At 34.7% G+C, this 21,423-nt stretch carries 18 protein-coding genes and 1 riboswitch; of the genes, 9 read left to right on the plus strand and 9 right to left on the minus strand.

Annotated elements, in window-relative coordinates; translation table 11 throughout:
* Nucleotides 1-42: 42 nt before the first annotated feature.
* Complete coding sequence (gene menC, locus CRO45_RS14885; RefSeq protein ID WP_097150416.1) at nucleotides 43-1,146, minus strand: o-succinylbenzoate synthase; 1,104 nt, start codon at nucleotides 1,144-1,146, stop codon at nucleotides 43-45.
* Between the two features lie 211 nt (nucleotides 1,147-1,357).
* On the opposite strand from menC, the gene CRO45_RS14890 reads away from it, so the two are divergent.
* The 3 genes from CRO45_RS14890 (at nucleotide 1,358) to CRO45_RS20120 (ending at nucleotide 4,119) form a co-directional block, all read left to right on the plus strand.
* Complete coding sequence (locus CRO45_RS14890) at nucleotides 1,358-2,545, plus strand: YbfB/YjiJ family MFS transporter (protein WP_097150417.1); 1,188 nt, start codon at nucleotides 1,358-1,360, stop codon at nucleotides 2,543-2,545.
* A gap of 212 nt (nucleotides 2,546-2,757) precedes the next feature.
* Nucleotides 2,758-3,753: a hypothetical protein gene (locus CRO45_RS14895; RefSeq protein WP_097150418.1), complete on the plus strand. Its 996-nt coding sequence runs from the start codon at nucleotides 2,758-2,760 to the stop codon at nucleotides 3,751-3,753.
* Nucleotides 3,754-3,903: 150 nt separating this feature from the next.
* Nucleotides 3,904-4,119 (plus strand): TetR-like C-terminal domain-containing protein, encoded by a 216-nt coding sequence (locus CRO45_RS20120; protein WP_268878135.1) that lies wholly within the window; start codon nucleotides 3,904-3,906, stop codon nucleotides 4,117-4,119.
* A gap of 36 nt (nucleotides 4,120-4,155) precedes the next feature.
* Here the strand turns inward: CRO45_RS20120 and CRO45_RS14900 are convergent, their stop codons facing one another.
* Nucleotides 4,156-5,175 carry an ABC transporter permease gene (locus tag CRO45_RS14900; protein WP_097150419.1) on the minus strand — a complete coding sequence of 340 codons (1,020 nt, stop codon included), beginning with the start codon at nucleotides 5,173-5,175 and terminating at the stop codon, nucleotides 4,156-4,158.
* On the minus strand, nucleotides 5,175-5,894 hold the full coding sequence (locus tag CRO45_RS14905) for an ABC transporter ATP-binding protein (protein ID WP_097150420.1): 720 nt from the start codon (nucleotides 5,892-5,894) through the stop codon (nucleotides 5,175-5,177). Before CRO45_RS14905 ends, CRO45_RS14900 begins: the two co-directional genes overlap by 1 nt.
* A gap of 126 nt (nucleotides 5,895-6,020) precedes the next feature.
* On the opposite strand from CRO45_RS14905, the gene CRO45_RS14910 reads away from it, so the two are divergent.
* From CRO45_RS14910 to fumC, 4 genes are all read left to right on the plus strand, one after another.
* A complete protein-coding gene (locus CRO45_RS14910) occupies nucleotides 6,021-6,638 on the plus strand; it encodes a TetR/AcrR family transcriptional regulator (protein WP_170949507.1) in 618 nt (205 codons plus the stop codon).
* Nucleotides 6,639-6,829: 191 nt separating this feature from the next.
* On the plus strand, nucleotides 6,830-8,026 hold the full coding sequence (locus CRO45_RS14915) for an ornithine--oxo-acid transaminase (protein ID WP_097150422.1): 1,197 nt from the start codon (nucleotides 6,830-6,832) through the stop codon (nucleotides 8,024-8,026).
* A gap of 107 nt (nucleotides 8,027-8,133) precedes the next feature.
* A complete protein-coding gene (locus CRO45_RS14920; RefSeq protein WP_097150423.1) occupies nucleotides 8,134-8,688 on the plus strand; it encodes a DUF1273 domain-containing protein in 555 nt (184 codons plus the stop codon).
* 370 nt (nucleotides 8,689-9,058) lie between these two features.
* Nucleotides 9,059-10,450, plus strand: coding sequence for a class II fumarate hydratase (gene fumC, locus CRO45_RS14925; RefSeq protein ID WP_097150424.1), 1,392 nt, complete (start codon nucleotides 9,059-9,061; stop codon nucleotides 10,448-10,450).
* A 1,015-nt stretch (nucleotides 10,451-11,465) separates the two neighbouring features.
* Here fumC and CRO45_RS14930 read toward each other — a convergent pair.
* From CRO45_RS14930 to CRO45_RS14945, 4 genes are all read right to left on the minus strand, one after another.
* The gene (locus CRO45_RS14930; RefSeq protein WP_097150425.1) at nucleotides 11,466-12,764 is read right to left on the minus strand and encodes a nucleobase:cation symporter-2 family protein; all 1,299 of its coding nucleotides are present in this window, start codon (nucleotides 12,762-12,764) and stop codon (nucleotides 11,466-11,468) included.
* Between the two features lie 62 nt (nucleotides 12,765-12,826).
* A complete protein-coding gene (locus tag CRO45_RS14935) occupies nucleotides 12,827-13,402 on the minus strand; it encodes a xanthine phosphoribosyltransferase (protein WP_097150426.1) in 576 nt (191 codons plus the stop codon).
* A 130-nt stretch (nucleotides 13,403-13,532) separates the two neighbouring features.
* Nucleotides 13,533-13,634: riboswitch (purine riboswitch) on the minus strand.
* A 157-nt stretch (nucleotides 13,635-13,791) separates the two neighbouring features.
* Nucleotides 13,792-14,487 carry a hypothetical protein gene (locus CRO45_RS14940; protein WP_097150427.1) on the minus strand — a complete coding sequence of 232 codons (696 nt, stop codon included), beginning with the start codon at nucleotides 14,485-14,487 and terminating at the stop codon, nucleotides 13,792-13,794.
* Between the two features lie 209 nt (nucleotides 14,488-14,696).
* Nucleotides 14,697-16,157 (minus strand): amino acid permease, encoded by a 1,461-nt coding sequence (locus CRO45_RS14945; RefSeq protein WP_097150428.1) that lies wholly within the window; start codon nucleotides 16,155-16,157, stop codon nucleotides 14,697-14,699.
* A 217-nt stretch (nucleotides 16,158-16,374) separates the two neighbouring features.
* Here CRO45_RS14945 and CRO45_RS14950 point away from each other — a divergent pair, with 217 nt between their 5' ends.
* Both CRO45_RS14950 and CRO45_RS14955 read left to right on the plus strand, forming a co-directional pair.
* A complete protein-coding gene (locus CRO45_RS14950; protein WP_097150429.1) occupies nucleotides 16,375-17,583 on the plus strand; it encodes a CynX/NimT family MFS transporter in 1,209 nt (402 codons plus the stop codon).
* Nucleotides 17,584-17,650: 67 nt separating this feature from the next.
* Nucleotides 17,651-18,205 carry a restriction endonuclease gene (locus CRO45_RS14955; protein WP_097150430.1) on the plus strand — a complete coding sequence of 185 codons (555 nt, stop codon included), beginning with the start codon at nucleotides 17,651-17,653 and terminating at the stop codon, nucleotides 18,203-18,205.
* Between the two features lie 43 nt (nucleotides 18,206-18,248).
* On the opposite strand, the gene CRO45_RS14960 is transcribed toward CRO45_RS14955, so the two are convergent.
* Together CRO45_RS14960 and CRO45_RS14965 are read right to left on the minus strand one after the other, a co-directional pair.
* Complete coding sequence (locus tag CRO45_RS14960) at nucleotides 18,249-19,310, minus strand: nitric oxide synthase oxygenase (protein WP_097150431.1); 1,062 nt, start codon at nucleotides 19,308-19,310, stop codon at nucleotides 18,249-18,251.
* A gap of 209 nt (nucleotides 19,311-19,519) precedes the next feature.
* Nucleotides 19,520-21,370, minus strand: a complete 1,851-nt coding sequence (locus CRO45_RS14965; protein ID WP_097150432.1) for an SLC13 family permease — start codon at nucleotides 21,368-21,370, stop codon at nucleotides 19,520-19,522.
* Nucleotides 21,371-21,423: the final 53 nt, after the last annotated feature.

Below are 21,423 nucleotides of genomic sequence, written 5' to 3' on the forward strand. Positions count from 1 at the left end.
AGAAAAGGACCACAAAATAAGCGGAATCTATAAAGGGTTTTATTAATATTGTTTCATTGAAATTGTAAGTTTATCGATTGCTTCGAAATTTGGTGAATAGCCTATTCCACTATCTCGAGGTACCATTATGTAACCATCTTGAGCTATTACCTCTGGAAGAATGATATCTTCTTCCCAATAATGACTCGACCCAGCAGTATCTCCAGGTAGAACAAAATTTGATAATGTAGTTAAGGCGATGTTGTGCGCCCTACCAATTCCAGCTTCAAGCATGCCACCACACCATACGGGAATACCTGCCGATTCACATAAATCGTGAATTTTTTTCGCTTCTGTTAGACCACCAACTCGTCCAATTTTCAAATTAATAACTCCACAACTTCCAAGTTCAATAGCCTTACGTGCATCCTCATAGGAAGTAATACTTTCATCTAAACAAATAGGGGTTTTCAATTGTTTTTGTAATGTTGCATGGTCAATAATGTCATCTGCAGCTAGTGGTTGTTCAATCATCAGTAAATTATATTGATCTAACTGTTTTAATAGGTCGATATCATCCAATGAATATGCGGAATTGGCATCTGCCATTAAGGGTACATCAGGGAAATGTTCTCTTAATAATTTAATAAGTTCTATATCATATCCGGGCTTAATTTTAACCTTAATCCGTTTATAGCCATCTTGAATAGCTTGCTCAACTACTGCTATTTGTTTTTCAATTGTCTCTTGTATACCAATGCTAATTCCCACTTCAATTTTTTCCTTAGTTCCACCTAGCGCTTGTGCTAATGATTGGTTTGTTTGCTGTGCGTAAATGTCCCAGAGAGCAGCTTCTATTGTTGCTTTTGCCATATTATTTTTACGTATAGGTTTTAATATCTCGCTAATTTGATTAGGGTGCAAAATCTCTTTATGTAAAACAAGCGGAATTAGGAAATCCTCTAACATATGCCAGCACGTTTTTACAGTTTCTTCTGTATACCATGGTGTATCAAAAGCAACACACTCGCCAAAGCCGATGGTTCCATCCTCATCTTTAGCTTGTAGTAATAGAAACTCCTTATCTTTAAAAGAACCAAAACTCGTTGTAAATGGGTTGTTCAAATGCATTTTTAAATGTCGGATTGTAATATCTGTTACCTTCATAGTGATAGCCCCTTCTATATAGATATGTTTTCTTTTATAACAAATTCATATTATGTGTGTTTTTAACGTTTTTATCATTGTATAGTACATTTTCTATCTATTATACATTGGCTAATTCAATTCCTTGCCTCATCTTAATATAGTGATAAAATTATAGAATAATTGGAAAATTTTTAAATTTGATTCATTCACATTATAAAGGGGTTGTTTTATGACACGGCAACATGTGGGGGTTTTGTTTGGCGGAATTTTATTTATGATTGTTGCTATGGGTATAAGTCGATTTGCATTTACACCAATTCTACCTTTTATGCGAATTGATGAAGGATTGTCCTTTGAACAAGGGGGTTTCTTAGCATCTAGTAACTATGTTGGCTACTTTGTAGGTGCATTAGGTGCTGGATTTATTTATCGAAATAAAAAAAACTTTTTACTTTTAAACGTGTTACTGAATGTAATATCCATTGTCATTATGGGGATTACTCATTCCTACATATTATGGATTATTCTTCGTTTCATCGCCGGAATAACGGGAGGATTTATTTTCGTTTTAACATCTAGTATCGTTATGGATTACTTAGCTTCCCATAATTTAAGTCGATGGTCTGGGTTGCTGTTTTCAGGGATTGGACTTGGTATTGCCTTATCGGGTTTACTTGTTCCATTAATTGAATCATTCTATTCTTGGGAAGGTTCATGGATAGGTCTAGGAATTTTATCTGCACTATTTTTATTATCAACTCTGACAATGTGGAGAAAAATCGTTATACGTGATGGAGAGAAAGTTGAAAAAACAAAGGAAACTAAAATATTTCAAGGATTTATGCCTTGGCTAATAATAGCTTATGGACTTGAAGGGTTAGGTTACATTATTACTGGTACTTTTTTAGTTGATATTATATACAATATTGAAAGTTTACGACCCTTTGCTAGTTTCAGTTGGGTCATTGCTGGGATAGCCGCTGCACCTGCAGCACCACTGTGGATGGCAATGATATCTAAAATGTCTACTGTAAAAGTATTATCCATTGCTTACATACTACAAATCATTGGTATACTTCTACCTGTTTTCTCACAAACGGCTTGGGGTGTCTTGCTTTCTGCCTTTCTGTTTGGCTTTACTTTTGTTGGAATCGTTACTTTATCAACCGCTTATGCAAGGCAACTTTTCCCGAAACAAAGTGGAGCGGTTGTTTCTGTGTTAACGACAGCCTACGCATTAGGTCAAATAGTTGGACCTATCTTAGCAAGTGGTGCTGAATCGATATTTAATAGCTTTAAAGCTCCATTAACACTTGCGGGTATCGTTGTTATCTTGGCACTTGCTACTTTATTATTTGGAAAAACATTTAGCGATAGAAAACAAGCGGTCTTAATATCTGAACTTCAAAAGGAATAATTCTGACCACTTTACAGTTGCTCTTATGCAACTGTATTTTTTTACCCGCCTAAATAACCTTCACAACCACTAATCTTTCAAACTTGAAAACAAAAATAGACTATTTCCTCATTTCCTCTATCTAGTCAATAGCACATTTTACTAACGTTGGCTAACCGTCCATTCATAAACTCTATTATCGAATATGATGTTAACGAAAAGGAGGTGAAGAAATGAGTTCTAGTTACAATCCACAGCACCATGATCCTACATTTTGCCCTTCTTGCGGTAAAAGTAAAAACAATTTTTTTAATAACACAGAGGAGAATAACAACTTCCAAGATATGAATACAGATAGTTTTAAATTAGATCATCATTCTATTAAACGTTTAGTCATGTTGTTAATGACACTATTAAATAAATTTGAATTTGATAAGGAACCAAAAAAACCACACCATGAGTGTAAATGTAACCATAAACACCATCATGATAAAGATGATTGGTGGAAACATGACAAAAAGAACGATGAACACCATGACAAACATGATTGCAAATGTAAAACACATAAAGATCATGACTATTATGATTGGTTGAAACATTTCAACAAGCACAACGGCAAACATGAATGCGGTTGTAAAAATCATGAACATTATGACTGGTGGACTGATGAAGAAAAACACGACAAACATCATGACAAACATGAATGCGAATGTAAAATGAAAGATAAGAAACCCGAAAAGAACTATCATCATTTTGAGTTAAAACCTAATTCTTTAGAATCTACAGAAGATGAAGAAATGATGGCAGTGGATTCATCAAGCTACGAATTTGAATATAAACCTCCTACAAAAGAGGAAAGCTCAAAAAACCACAGATGCAAATGTCAAGATCATAAACCATTCCATGAAGAATACGAATCTTCTTCAGAAGAAATGCAAAAACAACCTCATGACAAGAAACATCATGAAATGCCAGATAAAATTTGGTTAACAGACATACTTTCACTACTTTATAATCACAAATTATTAAATCTTGATCATCTTTTTGACCAATTGCACAAAGGGAAACAACCTCACAAAAAACCTACTTGCGATTGCCATAAAGAGAAACATTGGGGAAAAGATGACGACCATAAAAATGATCACCATGAATATACAAAGGAATACTACTATAATGGAATTCCTTTAAAGAAGATTAAAAGAAAAGCACCATATAAAAAAGATATGTAGACCTTCTTCAAAACCTATTAATGGGTAATGCTACCACATTAACCCTTAAAAAATTCACCTCCAATAAGGATACTTATTAGACCACCTCCGCTAATAGGTATCCTTTGTCCTTTTCCAAAAAAGAAACGACCCTAGGGGAGCATTCCTATTATAGGTCCTGTTGTATTTGAATTCGGAGAAAAATTACAGGCACCAAAGGATTATATGTCATTTCTAACTCATTTTTTCACGGTTTCTCTTGCATCACTTGTGGAAAGTTGGGTATTAAGGGAAATGGATGAAACACCAGAGAAAATGATCGAAATGATTGACTTATTCATTCAAGATCAACTTCGAGGTGCTAAGCTGCGGATTAAAAAAGGCTAAGCCGGCATACAAACAATTGCATAGCCGCCTTAGCTTTTATATGGATCTATATTTCTTCAAACTAACGATATTTAACGTAATAAAGACAATAGCAAATCCAAGTAACACTAGTAAATTTCCGGCAATCTCGTATATGGTGAATCCTTTATACATTACACCATTGAGTGCATCTGAAGCATAATATAGTGGCATGATTTTCCCTAATTGTTGAAGCCATTCTGCCATCCCTTCGATTGGGAAGATACCTGAAAAGAATACTTGAGGTACGATCACTAACGGAATAAATTGCACCATTTGAAATTCGGAAGAAGCAAAGCTTGATAACAATGTTCCAAGTGACAATGCAACAAATGCTACTAATATATTGATAAGTAAAACAAGCCAAATAGAACCTTCTAAAACGATATCTAAAACCTTTACTGAATAGAGTACGACTATAATCGTTTGAATTAAAGCAAACAAACCGTATCCTACTACATAACCAAAGACAATTTCATAACGTTTTATAGGCGTGGCCAATAACCTTTCTAAAGTTCCACTTGTTCTTTCGTTAAGTAGCGCAATACCCGCTATTAAAAATACAAAGAAAAAGACAAAAAATCCGACTAACATTGGGCTAAATATATCGAAAATTTTTGTTTCTTCATCACCATAAACATACTCAGTTTCAATGGAAGAATTCGCAACTGAATCGTTAACATTAAGAGTCTTTGCTAATAACATTTTTACAGAGCTCGAGCGTGATGGTTGTTCATTTAATAGTGTAAGAGCTAGCTTCTCTTCCTCCATATGTAACCATCCATCCAATTCTTCTTCTGCCATTCGCTCTATTGAGTAACTATCTTCTTTAAATAATTCAAACTCAGATTCTTCTAGTAGTTCAATCACTCTTTCATTTACATCTGTAACGACTAGTTTTAAATCGCTTGTTTCTGAATCAAATATAAAATACATAAGCGTCAAAACTAATAACGGTGCAACAAATAACAATGCTAATGTCCGCTTATCTTTTCGGATTTGCTGAATGATGCGACTGACTAGAGCTAGTATTCGCATTACAGTCCACCCCCGATTTTCAGGAACACATCATCAAAGTTCTGTGCGTTGTAATGTGCTTTTAACTCAGTTGGTTTTCCTGTTGCAATAATTTCTCCATCCCGCATCATTGCTAGATAATCACATTTTTCTGCTTCATCCATAATATGAGTCGTTATAATAATCGTCTTATCCTCTTCATCCTTTAATCGTTCCAACTCATTCCATATTGACCTTTTTAACAAAGGATCGATACCTACAGTTGGTTCATCTAAGATTAGTATTTTCGGGTTTTGAATAAGTGCGATTGCTAATGATAGTCTACGTTTCATACCACCTGAGTAAGATGAAACAGATACTTTCAAATCTTCCGTAAGTTGTACTATATTTGCTGCGTATTGAATACGTTCTTTTCTTTCACTTTTTGAAAAACCAAATAACTTTGCAAAAAACTCTAAGTTTTGTTCTCCTGTTAACGCAGTATAAAGGGCATCAGATTGTGCCATGTAGCCAATTTCCCTAAGTAACGAAGCATTTGGAACTTGTTTTCCTAACACCGTAATGTCACCAGAATCGGCTTTTAACATGCCAACAATTAGTTTTATTAAAGTCGTTTTTCCACAACCTGATGGACCTAGTAAGCCAAAAATTTTCTTTTCTTCAATGGCAAATGTAGTCGGTTTAATAACATTCTTTCTTTTAAACGTTTTCGAAACATCTTGAAGGTTGATTACATTCATTATTCACATCACATCCTTATCAAGAATCAATGAACAACGCGTTGATTATAAGTTCATTTTAGAGTAGCATATTGGCAAATACAATAAACACATTTACAATAAATGTTAAGTGAATGGAGTGAACTTATGGGAACAGTTCATGAGCAAATGGCACAGAAAACAAAGTTTGAAATTGAAAGGTGCTTTATTGACCTAGTACAAGAAGAAGGATTTCAAAATGTATCAGTGAAAAAAATTGCAGAACGTGCAGGCATTAATCGGGGTACTTTCTATTTACATTATGTCGATAAATTCGATTGTATGGAAAAAATACAAAACCGACTATTAGATGAATTACAAGAAAAAATGAGAAATATTGCACCCCCTGAAATATTCATCTCCATACAACAACGTAAAATCTATTCACCTTTCTTAGGAATCTATGAATTTGTACTAGACAATGCCGTTGCAATAAGAGCGATTCTTGGTAATCAGGGCGATCCTTCCTTTTCAAATAAAGTGAAGGAGATTTTTAAAAACACCATTGTTGCACGTTTAGCTGAATACTCCCCTCTTCTTGCTGATAAAGAATTCCATAAATATTTTTCAGCATTTTTCACCTCTGCCATTTTAGGTTTATTTCAAGAGTGGTTGGAGGGCTATGAGGGCAAAACTGTACAAGATTTAGCGGAAGTCCATTTCCAAATATTAAGCTTGGTCGGTAATATTTCTAACCTTGTAACAAGGAAGCCGAACTTGGAGTAATCCGTTAAATGTGTAACCGAATATTATAGTAAAGATGTATTTATTGAATTTCCTTTCGTAATTTAAAGGGTTTTTTAGTCCGTGTTTAGAAATAAATGAATGATGAGTATTTTAACGTTCTTTTCTGTGTTGATCCCATTTGGTTCTACACATTATCAGATATAAGACATTAGTTATAGGGAGGAATTACTTTGACAAACACAACATCTGCTAACCTAATTGAAAAAACTGAAAAATTCGGTGCACACAATTATCATCCACTTCCAATTGTCGTATCAGAAGCTGAAGGTGTCTGGGTAAAAGACCCTGAAGGCAATAAATATATGGATATGCTATCTGCTTATTCAGCAGTTAACCAAGGCCACCGCCATCCAAAAATTATTCAAGCATTAAAAGATCAAGCAGACCGTGTAACTTTGACTTCACGTGCGTTCCACAACGACCAACTTGGTCCATGGTATGAAAAGTTAACTAAATTAACGGGTAAAAATATGATTTTACCAATGAACACTGGTGCAGAAGCTGTGGAATCAGCACTTAAAGTGGCTCGTCGTTGGGCTTATGAAGTAAAAGGTGTTGAACCGAATAAAGCTGAAATTATCGGCTGTAACGGGAACTTCCATGGTCGTACAATGGCAGCGGTATCGTTATCATCGGAAGCTGAATATAAACGCGGATTTGGTCCAATGCTTGAAGGAATCAAATTAATCCCATATGGGGATATTGAAGCTCTAAAAGCTGCAATTACTCCAAATACAGCAGCTTTTCTAGTAGAGCCAATCCAAGGTGAAGCAGGAATTGTCATTCCACCAGAAGGTTTCTTAAAACAAGCTGAACAACTTTGTAAAGAAAACAATGTGCTGTTCATGACTGATGAAATCCAAACTGGTCTTTCTCGAACAGGTAAAATGTTCGCTCACCAATGGGATGATGCTACTCCTGATGTCATTATCCTTGGAAAAGCACTTGGTGGCGGAGTAATGCCAATCTCTGCAGTTTGCGCAAATGACGATATCCTTGGTGTACTTAACCCAGGATCACACGGTTCCACTTTTGGTGGGAACCCACTTGCTTGTGCGGTATCTATTGCCTCTTTAGAAGTTCTAGAAGAAGAAAATTTAACAGAGCGTTCTTTAGAGTTAGGGAACTACTTCCAAACACAATTAAGTACAATTAGTAACCCTGTTATTAAAGACGTTCGTGGAAAAGGATTATTTATTGGTGTCGAGTTAACTGTACCCGCTCGTAAATATTGTGAAGAGTTAAAAGATCTTGGCTTACTATGTAAAGAAACGCATGATTATGTGATTCGCTTTGCTCCGCCATTAATTATTAGTAAAGAAGAACTTGACTGGGCACTTGAAAGAATTAAAAAAGTATTTGCTTAAAATTTAACTAGAGGCTATTCGAACTAATTTCGAATGGCTTCTTTTTTCTTTTTCATTCAAAAATCATTTATAGTTATAGTAAACATTTAGGTAAAGGAGTTTATAAAATGATTAAAAGTCTCTACGTATCAGGTTACCGCGCTCACGAACTAGGGATATTTAATGACAAGCATCCAGGTATACCGATTATTAAAAAGGCAATTGAAAATACATTAAGGGAATTATTAGACGATGGGCTAGAATGGGTTGTGATTAGCGGTGGCCAGGGTGTAGAAACATGGGCAGCAGAAGTTGTCATTGAACTGCGAAAAGAATTTCCTCAGTTAAAATACTCCATCATTACCCCTTTCTTAGAACAAGAGAAAAATTGGAATGAAGTGAAACAGCAAAAATATAATTATATAGTAAGCCAAGCAGATTTTGTAACTAGTGTTACTAAAAGGCCCTATGAGGCACCTTGGCAATTTTCTGAAAAGGATAAGTTCATCATTCAAAATACGGATGCACTTTTATTAATCTATGATGAAGAAAATGAAGGTTCTCCTAAATATTTGAAAAGGTTAGTAGATAAGTATATAGAGAAGCACGATTATGAATTGATTATCATTAACGCTTATGACCTACAAATTATAGCGGAGGAAATGCAACAGTCTGAGTGGTAGCTATTAAGTGAGTAAATAGTTCATAATACCTCATGATTACTTGGCTATTTTTAGTTTAATACTTAAATGCTATTCGAAAAATTTATGGGTACTTCTCAGAATTTATTTGACACTCCAATTGATAACGATTATCGTTATCATAGAGAATGGAATTAGATCTGTACCCCCCCTAAAAGTATTCGATCTTTTATTCTCATTAAAAAGGAGTCTCACCTCACTATTTTACATGCTAGCGGCTCCTTAAATGACAATTAGCGTTGTATGACGCATAAATCGGCTGTAGCGGTAATTTTGCTACAGCCTTATTACTAGATATTGTGTTCATTTTTGATGTATAACTAAAATATAACAATATAGAGGGGTTGAAAGAATGGATTATCGTATTGAAAAAGATACATTAGGCGAAGTTCGTGTACCCGCAGATAAGATTTGGGGCGCTCAAACTCAAAGAAGTAAGGAGAATTTCCAAATTGGTCAAGAAAAAATGCCTATTGAAATTATTCGTTCCTTTGCCATTCTAAAGAAGGCTGCCGCGATTACAAATAACAAATTAGGAAAATTATCTGAAACAAAAGCTAATGCAATTGCAACTGCAGCAGATGAGATTCTTAGTGGTAAATGGGATGATGAATTCCCTTTAGTGGTATGGCAAACTGGTAGTGGTACTCAATCAAACATGAATGTGAACGAAGTAATTGCTCACCGCGCAAATCAACTACTAGAAGAACAAGGGTCACAAGAACGTGTACATCCTAATGATGATGTTAACAAATCACAAAGCTCAAACGATACATTCCCAACTGCCTTACATATTGCAGCAGTTGAATCTGTTGAGGATTATTTACTGCCTCGACTCCAATTATTAAAGGAAACTTTAAGAGAAAAGGCAGAAACCTTTAAAGATATTATTAAGATTGGTCGCACCCATTTACAAGACGCAACACCTTTAACACTTGGTCAAGAAATCAGTGGTTGGCATCATATGCTAGTCAAATCCGAAAAAATGATTCAAGTAACGAAGGAGTTTTTAAGGGAACTTGCAATTGGTGGTACAGCTGTTGGAACTGGTATCAATGCTCATCCTAATTTTGGTGAGATGGTTGCAGAAGAAATCAGCAAGATTACAGGTAAATCTTTTGTATCAGCAGAAAACAAATTCCATGCATTAACAAGTCACGACGAAATCGTTACCGCTCATGGCGCATTAAAAGCATTAGCCGCTGATTTAATGAAAATCGCAAATGATGTACGTTGGTTAGCAAGTGGTCCACGTAGTGGTATTGGCGAGATTACAATTCCTGAAAATGAACCTGGAAGTTCCATCATGCCAGGTAAAGTAAACCCTACTCAATCTGAAGCATTAACGATGGTTGTTACTCAAGTGATTGGAAATGATGCAACAATTGCTTTTGCTGCAAGCCAAGGGAATTTTGAATTAAACGTATTTAAACCTGTGATCATTTATAACTTCCTACAATCATCAAGATTACTTGCCGATGCAATGAAATCATTCAATGATAACTGTGCTGTAGGTATTGAACCAAATACTGAAATTCTAGAGCGTAATCTCGAGAACTCATTAATGCTTGTAACAGCTTTAAATCCTTATATTGGCTACGAAAACGCTGCGAAAATTGCAAAGACAGCCCACAAAGATGGGACTACATTAAAAGAAGCAGCACTTGCACTAGGGTTATTGACTGAAGAGCAATTTGAACAATATATCGATCCGAAGAAAATGATTTATCCAAATGCGGAATAATGATTACGGAGGCTGTTGCGACAGCCTCCTTTTTAGTTCTTTCTTATGCATTGTCATTCATTGTTCGGCTATGTCCTTCTCACGAGATTTTCATTCCGATATACCCTTATGAGGACTATTTTCATGTTACTTCGACCGCAAAATGGTCTTTATCAACCATATCAATACTTATTTTCATGTAATTTCAACCCATATCTGTCTTTAGAAGCTGGATAAAGGACATTTTGTATGAGTTTTCACTTCATCTTGTCCTTTAGAAGCCTTATAAAAGACATTTCGCATTAGTTTTCCATTCGTTTTGTCTTTTAGAAGCACTATAAAAGACATTTCGTATGAGTTTTCACTTCGTTTTGTCCTTTAGAAGCACTATAAAAGACATTTCGTATGAGTTTTCACTTCGTCTTGTCCTTTAGAAGCCCTATAAAAGACATTTCGTATTAGTTTTCCATTCATTTTGTCCTTTAGAAGCACTATAAAAGACATTTCATATGAGTTTTCACTTCGTTTTGTCCTTTAGAAGCACTATAAAAGACATTTCGCATTAGTTTTCCATTCGTTTTGTCCTTTAGAAGCACTATAAAAGACATTTCATATGAGTTTTCCATTCATTTTGTCCTTTAGAAGCACTATAAAAGACATTTCATATGAGTTTTCACTTCGTTTTGTCCTTTAGAAGCACTATAAAAGACATTTCGCATTAGTTTTCCATTCGTTTTGTCCTTTAGAAGCACTATAAAAGACATTTCATATGAGTTTTCACTTCGTCTTGTCCTTTAGAAGCACTATAAAAGACATTTCATATGAGTTTTCACTTCGTCTTGTCCTTTAGAAGCACTATAAAAGACATTTCGCATTAGTTTTCCATTCGTTTTGTCTTTTAGAAGCACTATAAAAGACATTTCCCTATCATTTCCACATCCAAATGTCCTTCATCCGAAAGCCTGAACAAAATCTCAACCTAGCGGAATAAAAAAATGCTACAAAACTCAATCGTTTTGCAGCACTCTTACTCACTTTATTTAACTGTAGCTGGCTCTACTGGAATTGGCTCTTTTTTCGGGCCAATCATATTAAATAGGAAGTTTAAAACAATGGCAGTTATAGAACCACAAACAATTCCATTTGACGTTAAAATTGAAGCCCATTCTGGTAGAACTGCAAAGATAGATGGTACGAATGCTACTCCAGCACCTAGCCCTACTGCGATTGCAGCAACCATTGCATTTTCTGGTGTGCGAACAATTTCTGGAGCTAACATTGTAATACCTTGTGTTACAACCATCCCAAACATCGCAAGCATTGCAGCACCTAAAACTGCTGTAGGAATAATTTGCGTTAACGCAGCGATTTTTGGTAAAAAGCCAAGTGCAACAAGAAGTACACCAGTAATCATAATTACTCGACGAGATTTCACACCTGTCATTTTTAATAGACCTACGTTTTGAGAAAACGTTGTATATGGGAATGCATTAAAGATCCCACCAATAATTGAAGCTAATCCTTCTGAACGATAACCACGTGCTAAATCCTTCGAATCTAGCTTTTCTTTCGTAATATCACTTAATGCATAGTAGACACCTGAAGATTCTACTAAAGAAACCATCCCTACTAAAGTCATTGTTAGAATAGCCGCAATATCAAACGTTGGCGTACCGAAATAAAACGGTTGAACCATATGTAACCAACCAGCTTCAGTAACCGGCGTAAAATCAATTTTTCCTAAGAAGCCTGCAGTTACTGTTCCAATTACTAAACCTAATAAGATAGATATCGAACGAACAAACCCAGTAGCAAAACGATAGATTAATAGAATTACTACTAATGTAATCATTGCTAATGAAATATTAAAAGCTGAACCAAAGTCTTCTGCACCTTGTCCTCCACCCATATTATTAAGAGCGACAGGAATTAGAGAAATACCAATAATCGTTACTACAGATCCAGTAACAACTGGTGGGAAAAATTTTACAAGTTTTCCAAAAATACCTGAGATAAGAACGATGATAAGTCCTGAAGCAATAATTGCTCCGTACACCGCGCCTACTCCTTTATCAGAACCAATCGCAATAATTGGTGTTACCGCTGTAAACGTACAACCTAATACGACTGGTAATCCAATTCCGAAAAACTTACCACGCAATACTTGTAAGATTGTTGCAAGTCCACACATCATAATGTCGATTGCAACTAAATATGTCATTTGTTCAGTAGAAAATTGCAATGCCCCACCAATAATAATAGGAACTAATATAGCCCCCGCATACATTGCGAGCAAATGCTGTATACCAAGAGTAAATTCTTTTGCCTTGTTCATGGGAAATAATCCTCCAATGTTATTTGTTTAGTATTCAGCCATAACAGTTCAAATTAAGCTCTTTAATAGTCAAAAAATTCAATTTGACCATTCGCTAACGATTTTATATTAGCTAATGATTCCACTCGAATACCTTGTTCTCTTAAAATTTGACCACCTTGTTGGAAGCCCTTTTCAATAACAATACCAACACCAACTACTGTTGCACCTGATTGTTGTGCAATATCTAATAGTCCTTTTACTGCTTCACCGTTTGCTAAAAAATCATCAACAATTAGAACATTATCATCTGGTGATAGGAAATCTTTTGATACGGATATTTCATTTGTTTCATTTTTTGTAAATGAATGTACTTTTGAAGAATATAAATTTCCTGATAGAGTTAACGACTTTCTTTTACGAGCGAAAACGACAGGCGCACCAATCGTCAAACCTAACATTGTTGATGGAGCAATTCCTGATGATTCAATCGTTAAAATTTTTGTGATTACTTCATCTGTAAAACGGTTGGCAAATTCCTCACCGATTTCCTTCATTAGTAGAGGATCAATTTGGTGATTTAAAAATGAATCAACTTTAAGTACTGTATCTGATAAAACTTTGCCGTCGTTCATAATTTTCTCTTTCAATAATTTCATAACTAATTACCTACCTTCCTAATAATAAATCCCGAAAAATAACAAAAAACCCGAAAGCTTATTTCCTCTATGAGTCAACAAGCCTTTCGGGTGTATATACGAAAGTAAATAGATAATCTGAAAAAGTTTATCCATTTCTATTGTCTCTCATAGTCGACTTATTTACGGTAAGTCGGTAGAAACTTGCGAGCCATATCCCCGCGATTATATGAGTGATATATTAAGTTTTTTATTGTTAATTTTTATAAGAACGTACCCAATTATAAACACGAATGAAGTCGAATGCAATATAATTTAGGAAAATATTAAACAATTATTCGGGATTTGTTAAAGAAAAATGACATTTACTATATTAACGTTCGCCTTTTCAGAATATTCACTACAAGTAATTATGATAATAAATCATTTATTGTTTGTTTTAATACACTAAAAGATGTTCCCGTCTTCCCAAAGTTCCCTAAACTACGGCAAGCTAAAATGTTTACAATTTCTCCATTTTCTAAAGTAAGTTTAGCTAAAACCCCTTGTGTCTCTAACTGTTGAACAGACTGATTTAAATCAGCAACTACTGTTAATTGTTCTCCATATAGTTCAAGAAACTGTTTCCAATTAGTAGCACCCTGTACAATTACAACTTTTGGTGCAAACTCATTCAGAAGTTCCTGCAAAATTGCTAAACCTCTTTCATACAAATGATACAAATGATTGTTTTGTTTTTTCATTTCCTTAAATTGACGACTATCTTCTACATATAAACAATTTAAATAAGATAACAGAACATTCTCACCGTAATTTGTTTTCATCCATTTCATAAAATTTAAACAACCTTTATATTCACGGGATGCTGTTTTTATCTCTTCAGAAAATAGTTCTTGAAATTCGTTACTACTTACTAATGACTCAGCAAATATATCTAAATCATCCAAATCAATTTGAAGAAATGGTTCTGGAGTTGCACCAATGATGAAAATATTTGATTTGTATGGATTACCATTTGCTTGAAATGGTTGAAAGGCAATTTTTTGTTCCTTTGAATCCACTACCCATTGTTCAATTTTCTTGTAAAAGCCTGCCGACACAGTCATATTCTCAACATCCTTTATCTACATTCTTTAGAATTACCTATTTGTAGAACCATTATAACAAGCGTCTGTTGTTAATAAATATATGAATTAAAGTAATTATATGTAAGATTACAGCAATTCAACCCACAAAACAAAAGCTTTCTATACCTAATGCAAAAATCTACTCCCACTAAAAAGGGACGTCTCAAAAAGTTAGACGTCCCCTACTATTAATCATTATTATTTAAATCACATTTTTCTAACGGTACGATCTTTGTTTTATGTTTTATTTTATAACCAAACCAAAGAATTAAAAATAATGGAATACCAATATAGGAAACGGCAATCCCATACCAATCAATTGAACCTCCAGTAAAGGCTGTGTAGTTTTGTCCTGCAATGACAATTAAACAAACTATAAATGCAAAAAGCGGTCCAAATGGATAAAGTCTCGCTCTATATGGAAGCTCCCCTAGACTTCTCCCTTGTACAATAAATGCTTTTCTAAAACGATAATGGCTAATCGCAATTCCAACCCACGCGATAAAACCTGATAAACCAGAAGCATTTAAAAGCCATATATAGACAATTCCATCACCAAAGAACGATGATAAAAATGCTAAACAACCAATTGCTAACGTTGCGAGTAAAGCATAATACGGTACACCATTTTTACTTAACTTCGCAAACATTTTTGGAGCTTTGCCATCCAATGCAAGCTGATAAAGCATTCTAGAAGATGCATATAGACCAGAATTCCCTGCTGAAAGCATTGCTGTTAGTATAATTGCATTCATAACAGATGCAGCAAATGCAATCCCTAACTTATCAAACACTAATGTGAACGGAGAAACTGCTATATCTTCTGATAAGAGTCTAGGATCCGTATAAGGAATAAGTAGTCCTATTGCAAAAATGGCTAAAATGTAGAAAAGTAAAATTCTCCAAAAGACAGATCGAACTGCTCGTGGAATATTCTTTCCGGGATCATCTGTTTCTCCAGCTGTAATCCCTAACAATTCAGTCCCTTGGAATGAAAAACCTGCAGCTAGAAAAATACCAAAGATAGCTAAAAACCCACCATTAAAAGGTGCATCTCCAACAAAGAAATTTTCAAATCCAACTGGATCATTTCCACCTAAAATACCTATAATCATTAAAAATGATACGATAATAAAGACAATTACTGTCACTACTTTAATCATTGCAAACCAATATTCACTTTCACCATACGCTTTTACAGAAAGTAAGTTAAACGTTAAAACAACTGCTATAAAAAGAACAATCCAAAGTACAGAAGAACTATCAGGAAACCAATATTTCATAATTAAATTAACTGCCGCTATTTCTGCAGCGATTGTAATTGCCCAGTTGTACCAATAGTTCCAACCCATTGCAAAACCTAACGCGGGATCTACAAATTTTGTTGCGTACGTACTAAAGGATCCAGATGTCGGCATATAAGCTGCCATTTCACCTAAACTTGTCATTAGAAAATAAACCATAATTCCAATAATTCCATATGCAACTAATGCGCCTCCTGGACCTGCTTGGGCAATGGAAGCACCACTTGCTAGAAATAGGCCTGTCCCAATCGTCCCGCCTAACGATATCATCGCTATATGTCGACTTTTTAAATTACGCTTTAATTTTTGTTGATTGGCATTTGTGCCGATCTGCTGTTCACTCATGTTGTAATCTCCTTTGATGTCACCTATGTAAAGTATAATGATTTAATTGATTATCTTCATTTACCAACCCTATATTATAACTTGTTAGAACCATTAAAGGAGAATATTTTGTTCTAAATAAGTAACTTTAGTTACTATCCTAATCAATTCTACAAGTTGTATTATTAATTTGTGCAATTGTTTAAGTACTTATTTTCACTCTTAGGGGAGGGAAATCATGGATACATATAAATCACCCAAAAACCAAAAACATCTTCATGTTTCTACAATATTATTTGTTATTGCCATCATCTCTTTTGCATCAATACTTCGAACTCCTTTAACTGGGGTTGGCCCAATTATTTCCTATATTCGAGAAGGGCTTGGAATTTCAAATGTACTCGCTGGTTTTTTAACAACCATTCCTCTTCTAGCATTTTCAGTTGTTTCACCCTTCGCACCAAGAATCGCACGAAAATTAGGAATGGAATCCACATTATTTTACTCTGTTATCCTACTTACTACAGGAATTGTTATAAGGTCATTAGGCACTACTTCATTTCTTATTATTGGGACAGTATTAATTGGTATAGCAATTGCATTTGGAAATGTATTGTTTCCAGGCTTTTTTAAACTAAGGTATCCTAACAAAACTGGTTTATTAACTGGAATCTATACAGTCTCAATGAATATTTCTGCAGGAATAATACTTGGAATTAGTCAACCGATTGCATCAAATCCAACGTTTGGATGGCAAGGGTCTCTTGCATTCCCGATTACTTTAACTTTAATTACGATGATTGTGTGGATTCCCTTACTCCGGGGCGAAAAGGTAAACTTAAACAACCTAACTGCTACAGGTTTAAATAGTGCAGAAAAAAAGTTATGGAAATCACCACTTGCTTGGGCAATAGCATTTGCGATGGGATTACAATCACTTCTTTTCTACTGTTCCGCTACTTGGATGCCAGAAATTCTAATCTCACAAGGGTTTAGTGCAGAAAGTGCGGGTTGGATGACATCAATCATGCAATATTCTCAAATCCCTATGACGTTCTTAATACCAATTTTCGCTGAAAAGTTAAGTTCTCAACGTTCCATCGTTTGGTTATTTACGCTATTTTATTTAATAGCTTTTTCGGGGATTTACTTTAACTTCACTGAGTTAACTATTATTTGGATGATTTGTTTAGGTATTGCCTCTGGTACATCGTTCGGTCTTTGTATGATGTTATTTATATTACGAACTAAGACAGCCTATGAAGCATCACAAATATCCGGGTTTGCTCAATCAGTTGGGTACTTATTGGCAGCAATCGGCCCTGTACTATTTGGCTATTTGCATGATAAGACAAATAGCTGGTCAATACCTGTTATTTTATTTATAGTCGTATCAATTTTGTTATTTATATTTACATTCGTTAGTTCAAAAAATCGTTATTTGTAAAACGCAAACATATGTACTCTTTTATGTTACAATATAGTATGTAATTTCCATAAAGGAGTTCATAGATTTGCGAAAAGAAAAAGAAAATAAAAAAAGTAGATTAACACTCATTCCGTTATTAATTTTACTTATAATTGGATATATCGGTTGGTATTATACACAGACAAAAGAAGGAATCTTCGCTGCTATTATTGCTGCACTTATTTTATTTATCATTTTTAAGTTATGGAGAAAATCGCGTGCTACAGCTAAATTTAGAAAAGCTGGCATTTATGATATTGATGAAATGACCGGTGAAGAATTTGAACAGTATCTTGGTGAACTATTTATAAGAAGAGGATTTAATATTTCTTATACGAAAGCATCATCAGACTATGGTGCAGACTTAATATTAGAAGATAAAGAAGATATAATTGTTGTCCAGGCAAAAAGGTATTCTGGTTCTGTAGGTGTTAAAGCGGTTCAAGAGGTAATCGGTGCTTTAAAAATGTATGAAGCAACGGAAGCGTGGGTTGTAACGAATAGTTATTTTACTAAACAAGCCATGAATTTAGCGGAATCAAATGAAGTATTCCTTATTGACCGTGATGAGTTAATTGAAATGATTTTAGAGACAAAATAATAGAAGTGGTACAACTAAATTTTCAATTGTACCACTTCTATTTTTATAAATATAAATCATAGTTCGGTGCTTTTTGATAAAAATAATTAGGCTTTTTTATTATATTGGGGATAGGTTGATGAAATATATGCGTCGCAGCTGGTGACATAGGCGGAATAAGCCACTTCCAATCCCCTGTTACTTCACGGTTACTTTCCTTCTCAAGTTGATCAAATACTTTAAATTGTTGTGCCGCTGTATGATGGTCAACTATACTTACTCCCTTTTCCTTATATGAGTGCAACACTGCCAAATTTAACTCAACAAGCGCTCGATCCTTCCACAAGTTTGAGTTTGAAGTTGTATTTAAACCAATAAGTTCAGCCACTTTCGGTAATATATTATAACGGTCAACATCAGCTAAATTACGTGCTCCTATCTCAGTTCCCATATACCAACCGTTAAAAGGTGCTGCTTGAAACTCAATACCGCCTAAACTCAACTTTAAATTTGAAATAATGGGGACTGCATACCATTTCAATTGAAGCTCATGAAACTTCTCAAATTGAGGATGGGTGATGGGAACCTCCAGAACATACTCTTTTGGGATTTCAAACATTACTGGAGTCCGATTATTTACCTGAATAACAATGGGTAATACATCAAAATGTGTACCTTCTCCTAGCCATCCTAAAGCTTGGCATACTTTCGTAAAAGTAATAGAACTAGGATCACCTAAAACTCCATTATCCGTTTCATATCCAGCATAGCGGATAATTTGTTCATTCCATATACGGACAACACCAGGTTTAAATACTGTAATGGCTGGTTTAATTTTGCCATTATTCGTTGCATATTCAATATGACGAAGAAGTGCTTTAAAAATTTCTTCCTCATCTTCTAACTCACGTTCATCAAATACGTGTAGTGATTTCCAAAACAACCTACCTATACATCGGTTGCTATTTCTCCATGCAACCCTTGTGCCAAACGTTAATTCGTCAAAGGTCGGTTTAAATGTACCTATATCTTTTATTTCTCCGATTCTCTCCCTATACCATTCATCCGACAAATCCATCTCTTCTTTATATTGAATTAGAAATTGCTCAATCTCTATAAGATCCATACATTTCCTCCATCAATTGCAATCATGAGGCCGTTTTACGTCCCAACAACACCTATTTAGAAAGTAATTTTTTGATGTTTGACATAGCCTATTCAAACAATCCTCATTGGGTTATTGTCTTATCTCAAGAAAGATGAAATTTACTTCAAGGAAAAAAAAAGGGGTATCCAGAGAATTTCCCTAGATACCCCAATTTAATAATCTAATCTTTAAAATGGATATATCAATGGAATTACAATCATCATGATAACTAACATAATGATTTGTAAAGGAACACCGATACGTACAAAGTCCATGAATTTATAACCACCTGCTGTTAATACAAGTGAATTTGTTGGAGAGGCAATAGGCGTTGCAAAAGCCATTCCAGCTGCCGCAGCAACAGCAATCATAAAGGTATAAGGATTGACATCCATTAATAACGCAGCATTCATTGCTATAGGTGCGAAGAGTACTGCAGTAGCAGTATTACTTACAAACTGACCAAAAATAATTGTTAAAACATAAACTCCTATAAGCACTCCATAGGCTCCATATTGACCAAGCATATTAATAATTCCATCTGATAATAATGTCATGCCACCAGTCTTTTGAAGTGCTGTTGCCATTGGTAGCATGGCTGCTACAAGTACAATACTTTCGAAGTTTATCTTTCTATAAGCATCATCCATATTTCGTAAACAACCTGTGATAATCATTAAAACTGCACCAATCATCACTGAGATTACAGCATCAAATACTTCGAATACCATTAGCCCTACCATAAGTAATAAGATGATTCCAGCAATTGGCGCTTTACCAGTGGCAGCAACAACTCCAGCAAACTCACGTGGTTGCCCAACAACTACTACATCTTGTGTTTCTTTTGATAATTGGTCTATTTCCTCCCAAGTTCCTTGACCTAAAATAGCATCACCAAAGCTAAGCCTTTGGTCGGCCATATTTTTCAATATGTAATCACCTTTTCGATTGATTCCTAAAATGTTCAAGTTATATTTTTCCCGGAACCCAATTTGACTAACCTTTTCATTTATTAACCGTGACTGGGGAGTTAATAGTACTTCAGCTAATCCTATTTTCTTTGATATTAATTCCGCTGCTTCTTCATTATCCATCGTCTTCAACTCTAAACCATAATCATTCACAAAATTAAGTACATCTACTTTTGTCCCTTGAACAAATAACACATCATTTGGATGTAAAATTGTCATGGGTCCTGCCATTTCATGATTTGATAACGGAGATAATAAATTTTTACTATCATTAAAATTATGTTTTATTGTCATTATGAAGATTTGATATTTTGCAGGAAGCTTAAGTTCTGCTAACGGTTTATCTATAATTTGTGAACTCTCTGGGATATTTATTTGGAATAGTCGATCTTTCAAATGGTAATCTTTAATAATCTTTTTAGGCGAAAGCTTATATCCAGCATCTTTGTTCACCCTACTTTTCTCATTTGGTAATAACCTGTTTCGAATAACGACTAAGTAAAGAATGACAATAATAGTCGCAATTATACCAATTGGAGTAATTTCAAAAAAACCAAGTTTTTCGAACCCATTATCAACTAACGTCTGGCTGACAATTAAGTTTGGCGGAGAAGCAATGAGTGTCATTAAACCTGACATACTTGCAATATAAGATAATGGTAGTAAGTACTTTGATGGACTTACTTTAATGCTAATTGCAACACTTACTACAATTGGTAACATTAAAGCAAATGTCCCTGTATTATCCATGAAAGACCCTACTACCGCTACAATGATTAATAACAAAACAAAAAGTTTTAATTCACTATTTCCAGACCACTTTAATAGTAGCTTTCCTGCCATTCCCGCTAAACCCGTTCTCAATAACCCTTCCCCTACAACAAATAAGGCAGCAATCATAATGACTACAGAATTTGAAAAGCCTGCTAGCGCTTCAGTTGGAGTTAATATCCCAACTATTACAAAGGCAAGGAGTGCTAATACAGCAACTAAGTCGCCTCGTATTCGATTTGTTATAAATAGTGCAATTGTAATTCCCAAGATTATAAAAGTAATTGTTAGTTGCAATATTCTTAATCCCTTCGATTATTTTCCCTTTACTATTTTAACTAATTTCCGAG

The sequence above is a fragment of the Ureibacillus acetophenoni genome, from assembly GCF_900220965.1.
In the GTDB taxonomy this organism is placed as follows: domain Bacteria; phylum Bacillota; class Bacilli; order Bacillales_A; family Planococcaceae; genus Ureibacillus; species Ureibacillus acetophenoni.

Coding starts and splice junctions, on each gene's coding strand:
- CRO45_RS14930 (WP_097150425.1), bottom strand. CDS start 12,764: ATGAACAAGGCAAAAGAATTTACTCTTGGTATACAGCATTTGCTCGCA.
- CRO45_RS14935 (WP_097150426.1), bottom strand. CDS start 13,402: ATGAAATTATTGAAAGAGAAAATTATGAACGACGGCAAAGTTTTATCA.
- CRO45_RS14895 (WP_097150418.1), top strand. CDS start 2,758: ATGAGTTCTAGTTACAATCCACAGCACCATGATCCTACATTTTGCCCT.
- fumC (WP_097150424.1), top strand. CDS start 9,059: ATGGATTATCGTATTGAAAAAGATACATTAGGCGAAGTTCGTGTACCC.
- menC (WP_097150416.1), bottom strand. CDS start 1,146: ATGAAGGTAACAGATATTACAATCCGACATTTAAAAATGCATTTGAAC.
- CRO45_RS14900 (WP_097150419.1), bottom strand. CDS start 5,175: ATGCGAATACTAGCTCTAGTCAGTCGCATCATTCAGCAAATCCGAAAA.
- CRO45_RS14920 (WP_097150423.1), top strand. CDS start 8,134: ATGATTAAAAGTCTCTACGTATCAGGTTACCGCGCTCACGAACTAGGG.
- CRO45_RS14945 (WP_097150428.1), bottom strand. CDS start 16,157: ATGAGTGAACAGCAGATCGGCACAAATGCCAATCAACAAAAATTAAAG.
- CRO45_RS14950 (WP_097150429.1), top strand. CDS start 16,375: ATGGATACATATAAATCACCCAAAAACCAAAAACATCTTCATGTTTCT.
- CRO45_RS14940 (WP_097150427.1), bottom strand. CDS start 14,487: ATGACTGTGTCGGCAGGCTTTTACAAGAAAATTGAACAATGGGTAGTG.
- CRO45_RS14905 (WP_097150420.1), bottom strand. CDS start 5,894: ATGAATGTAATCAACCTTCAAGATGTTTCGAAAACGTTTAAAAGAAAG.
- CRO45_RS14910 (WP_170949507.1), top strand. CDS start 6,021: ATGGGAACAGTTCATGAGCAAATGGCACAGAAAACAAAGTTTGAAATT.
- CRO45_RS14890 (WP_097150417.1), top strand. CDS start 1,358: ATGACACGGCAACATGTGGGGGTTTTGTTTGGCGGAATTTTATTTATG.
- CRO45_RS14960 (WP_097150431.1), bottom strand. CDS start 19,310: ATGGATCTTATAGAGATTGAGCAATTTCTAATTCAATATAAAGAAGAG.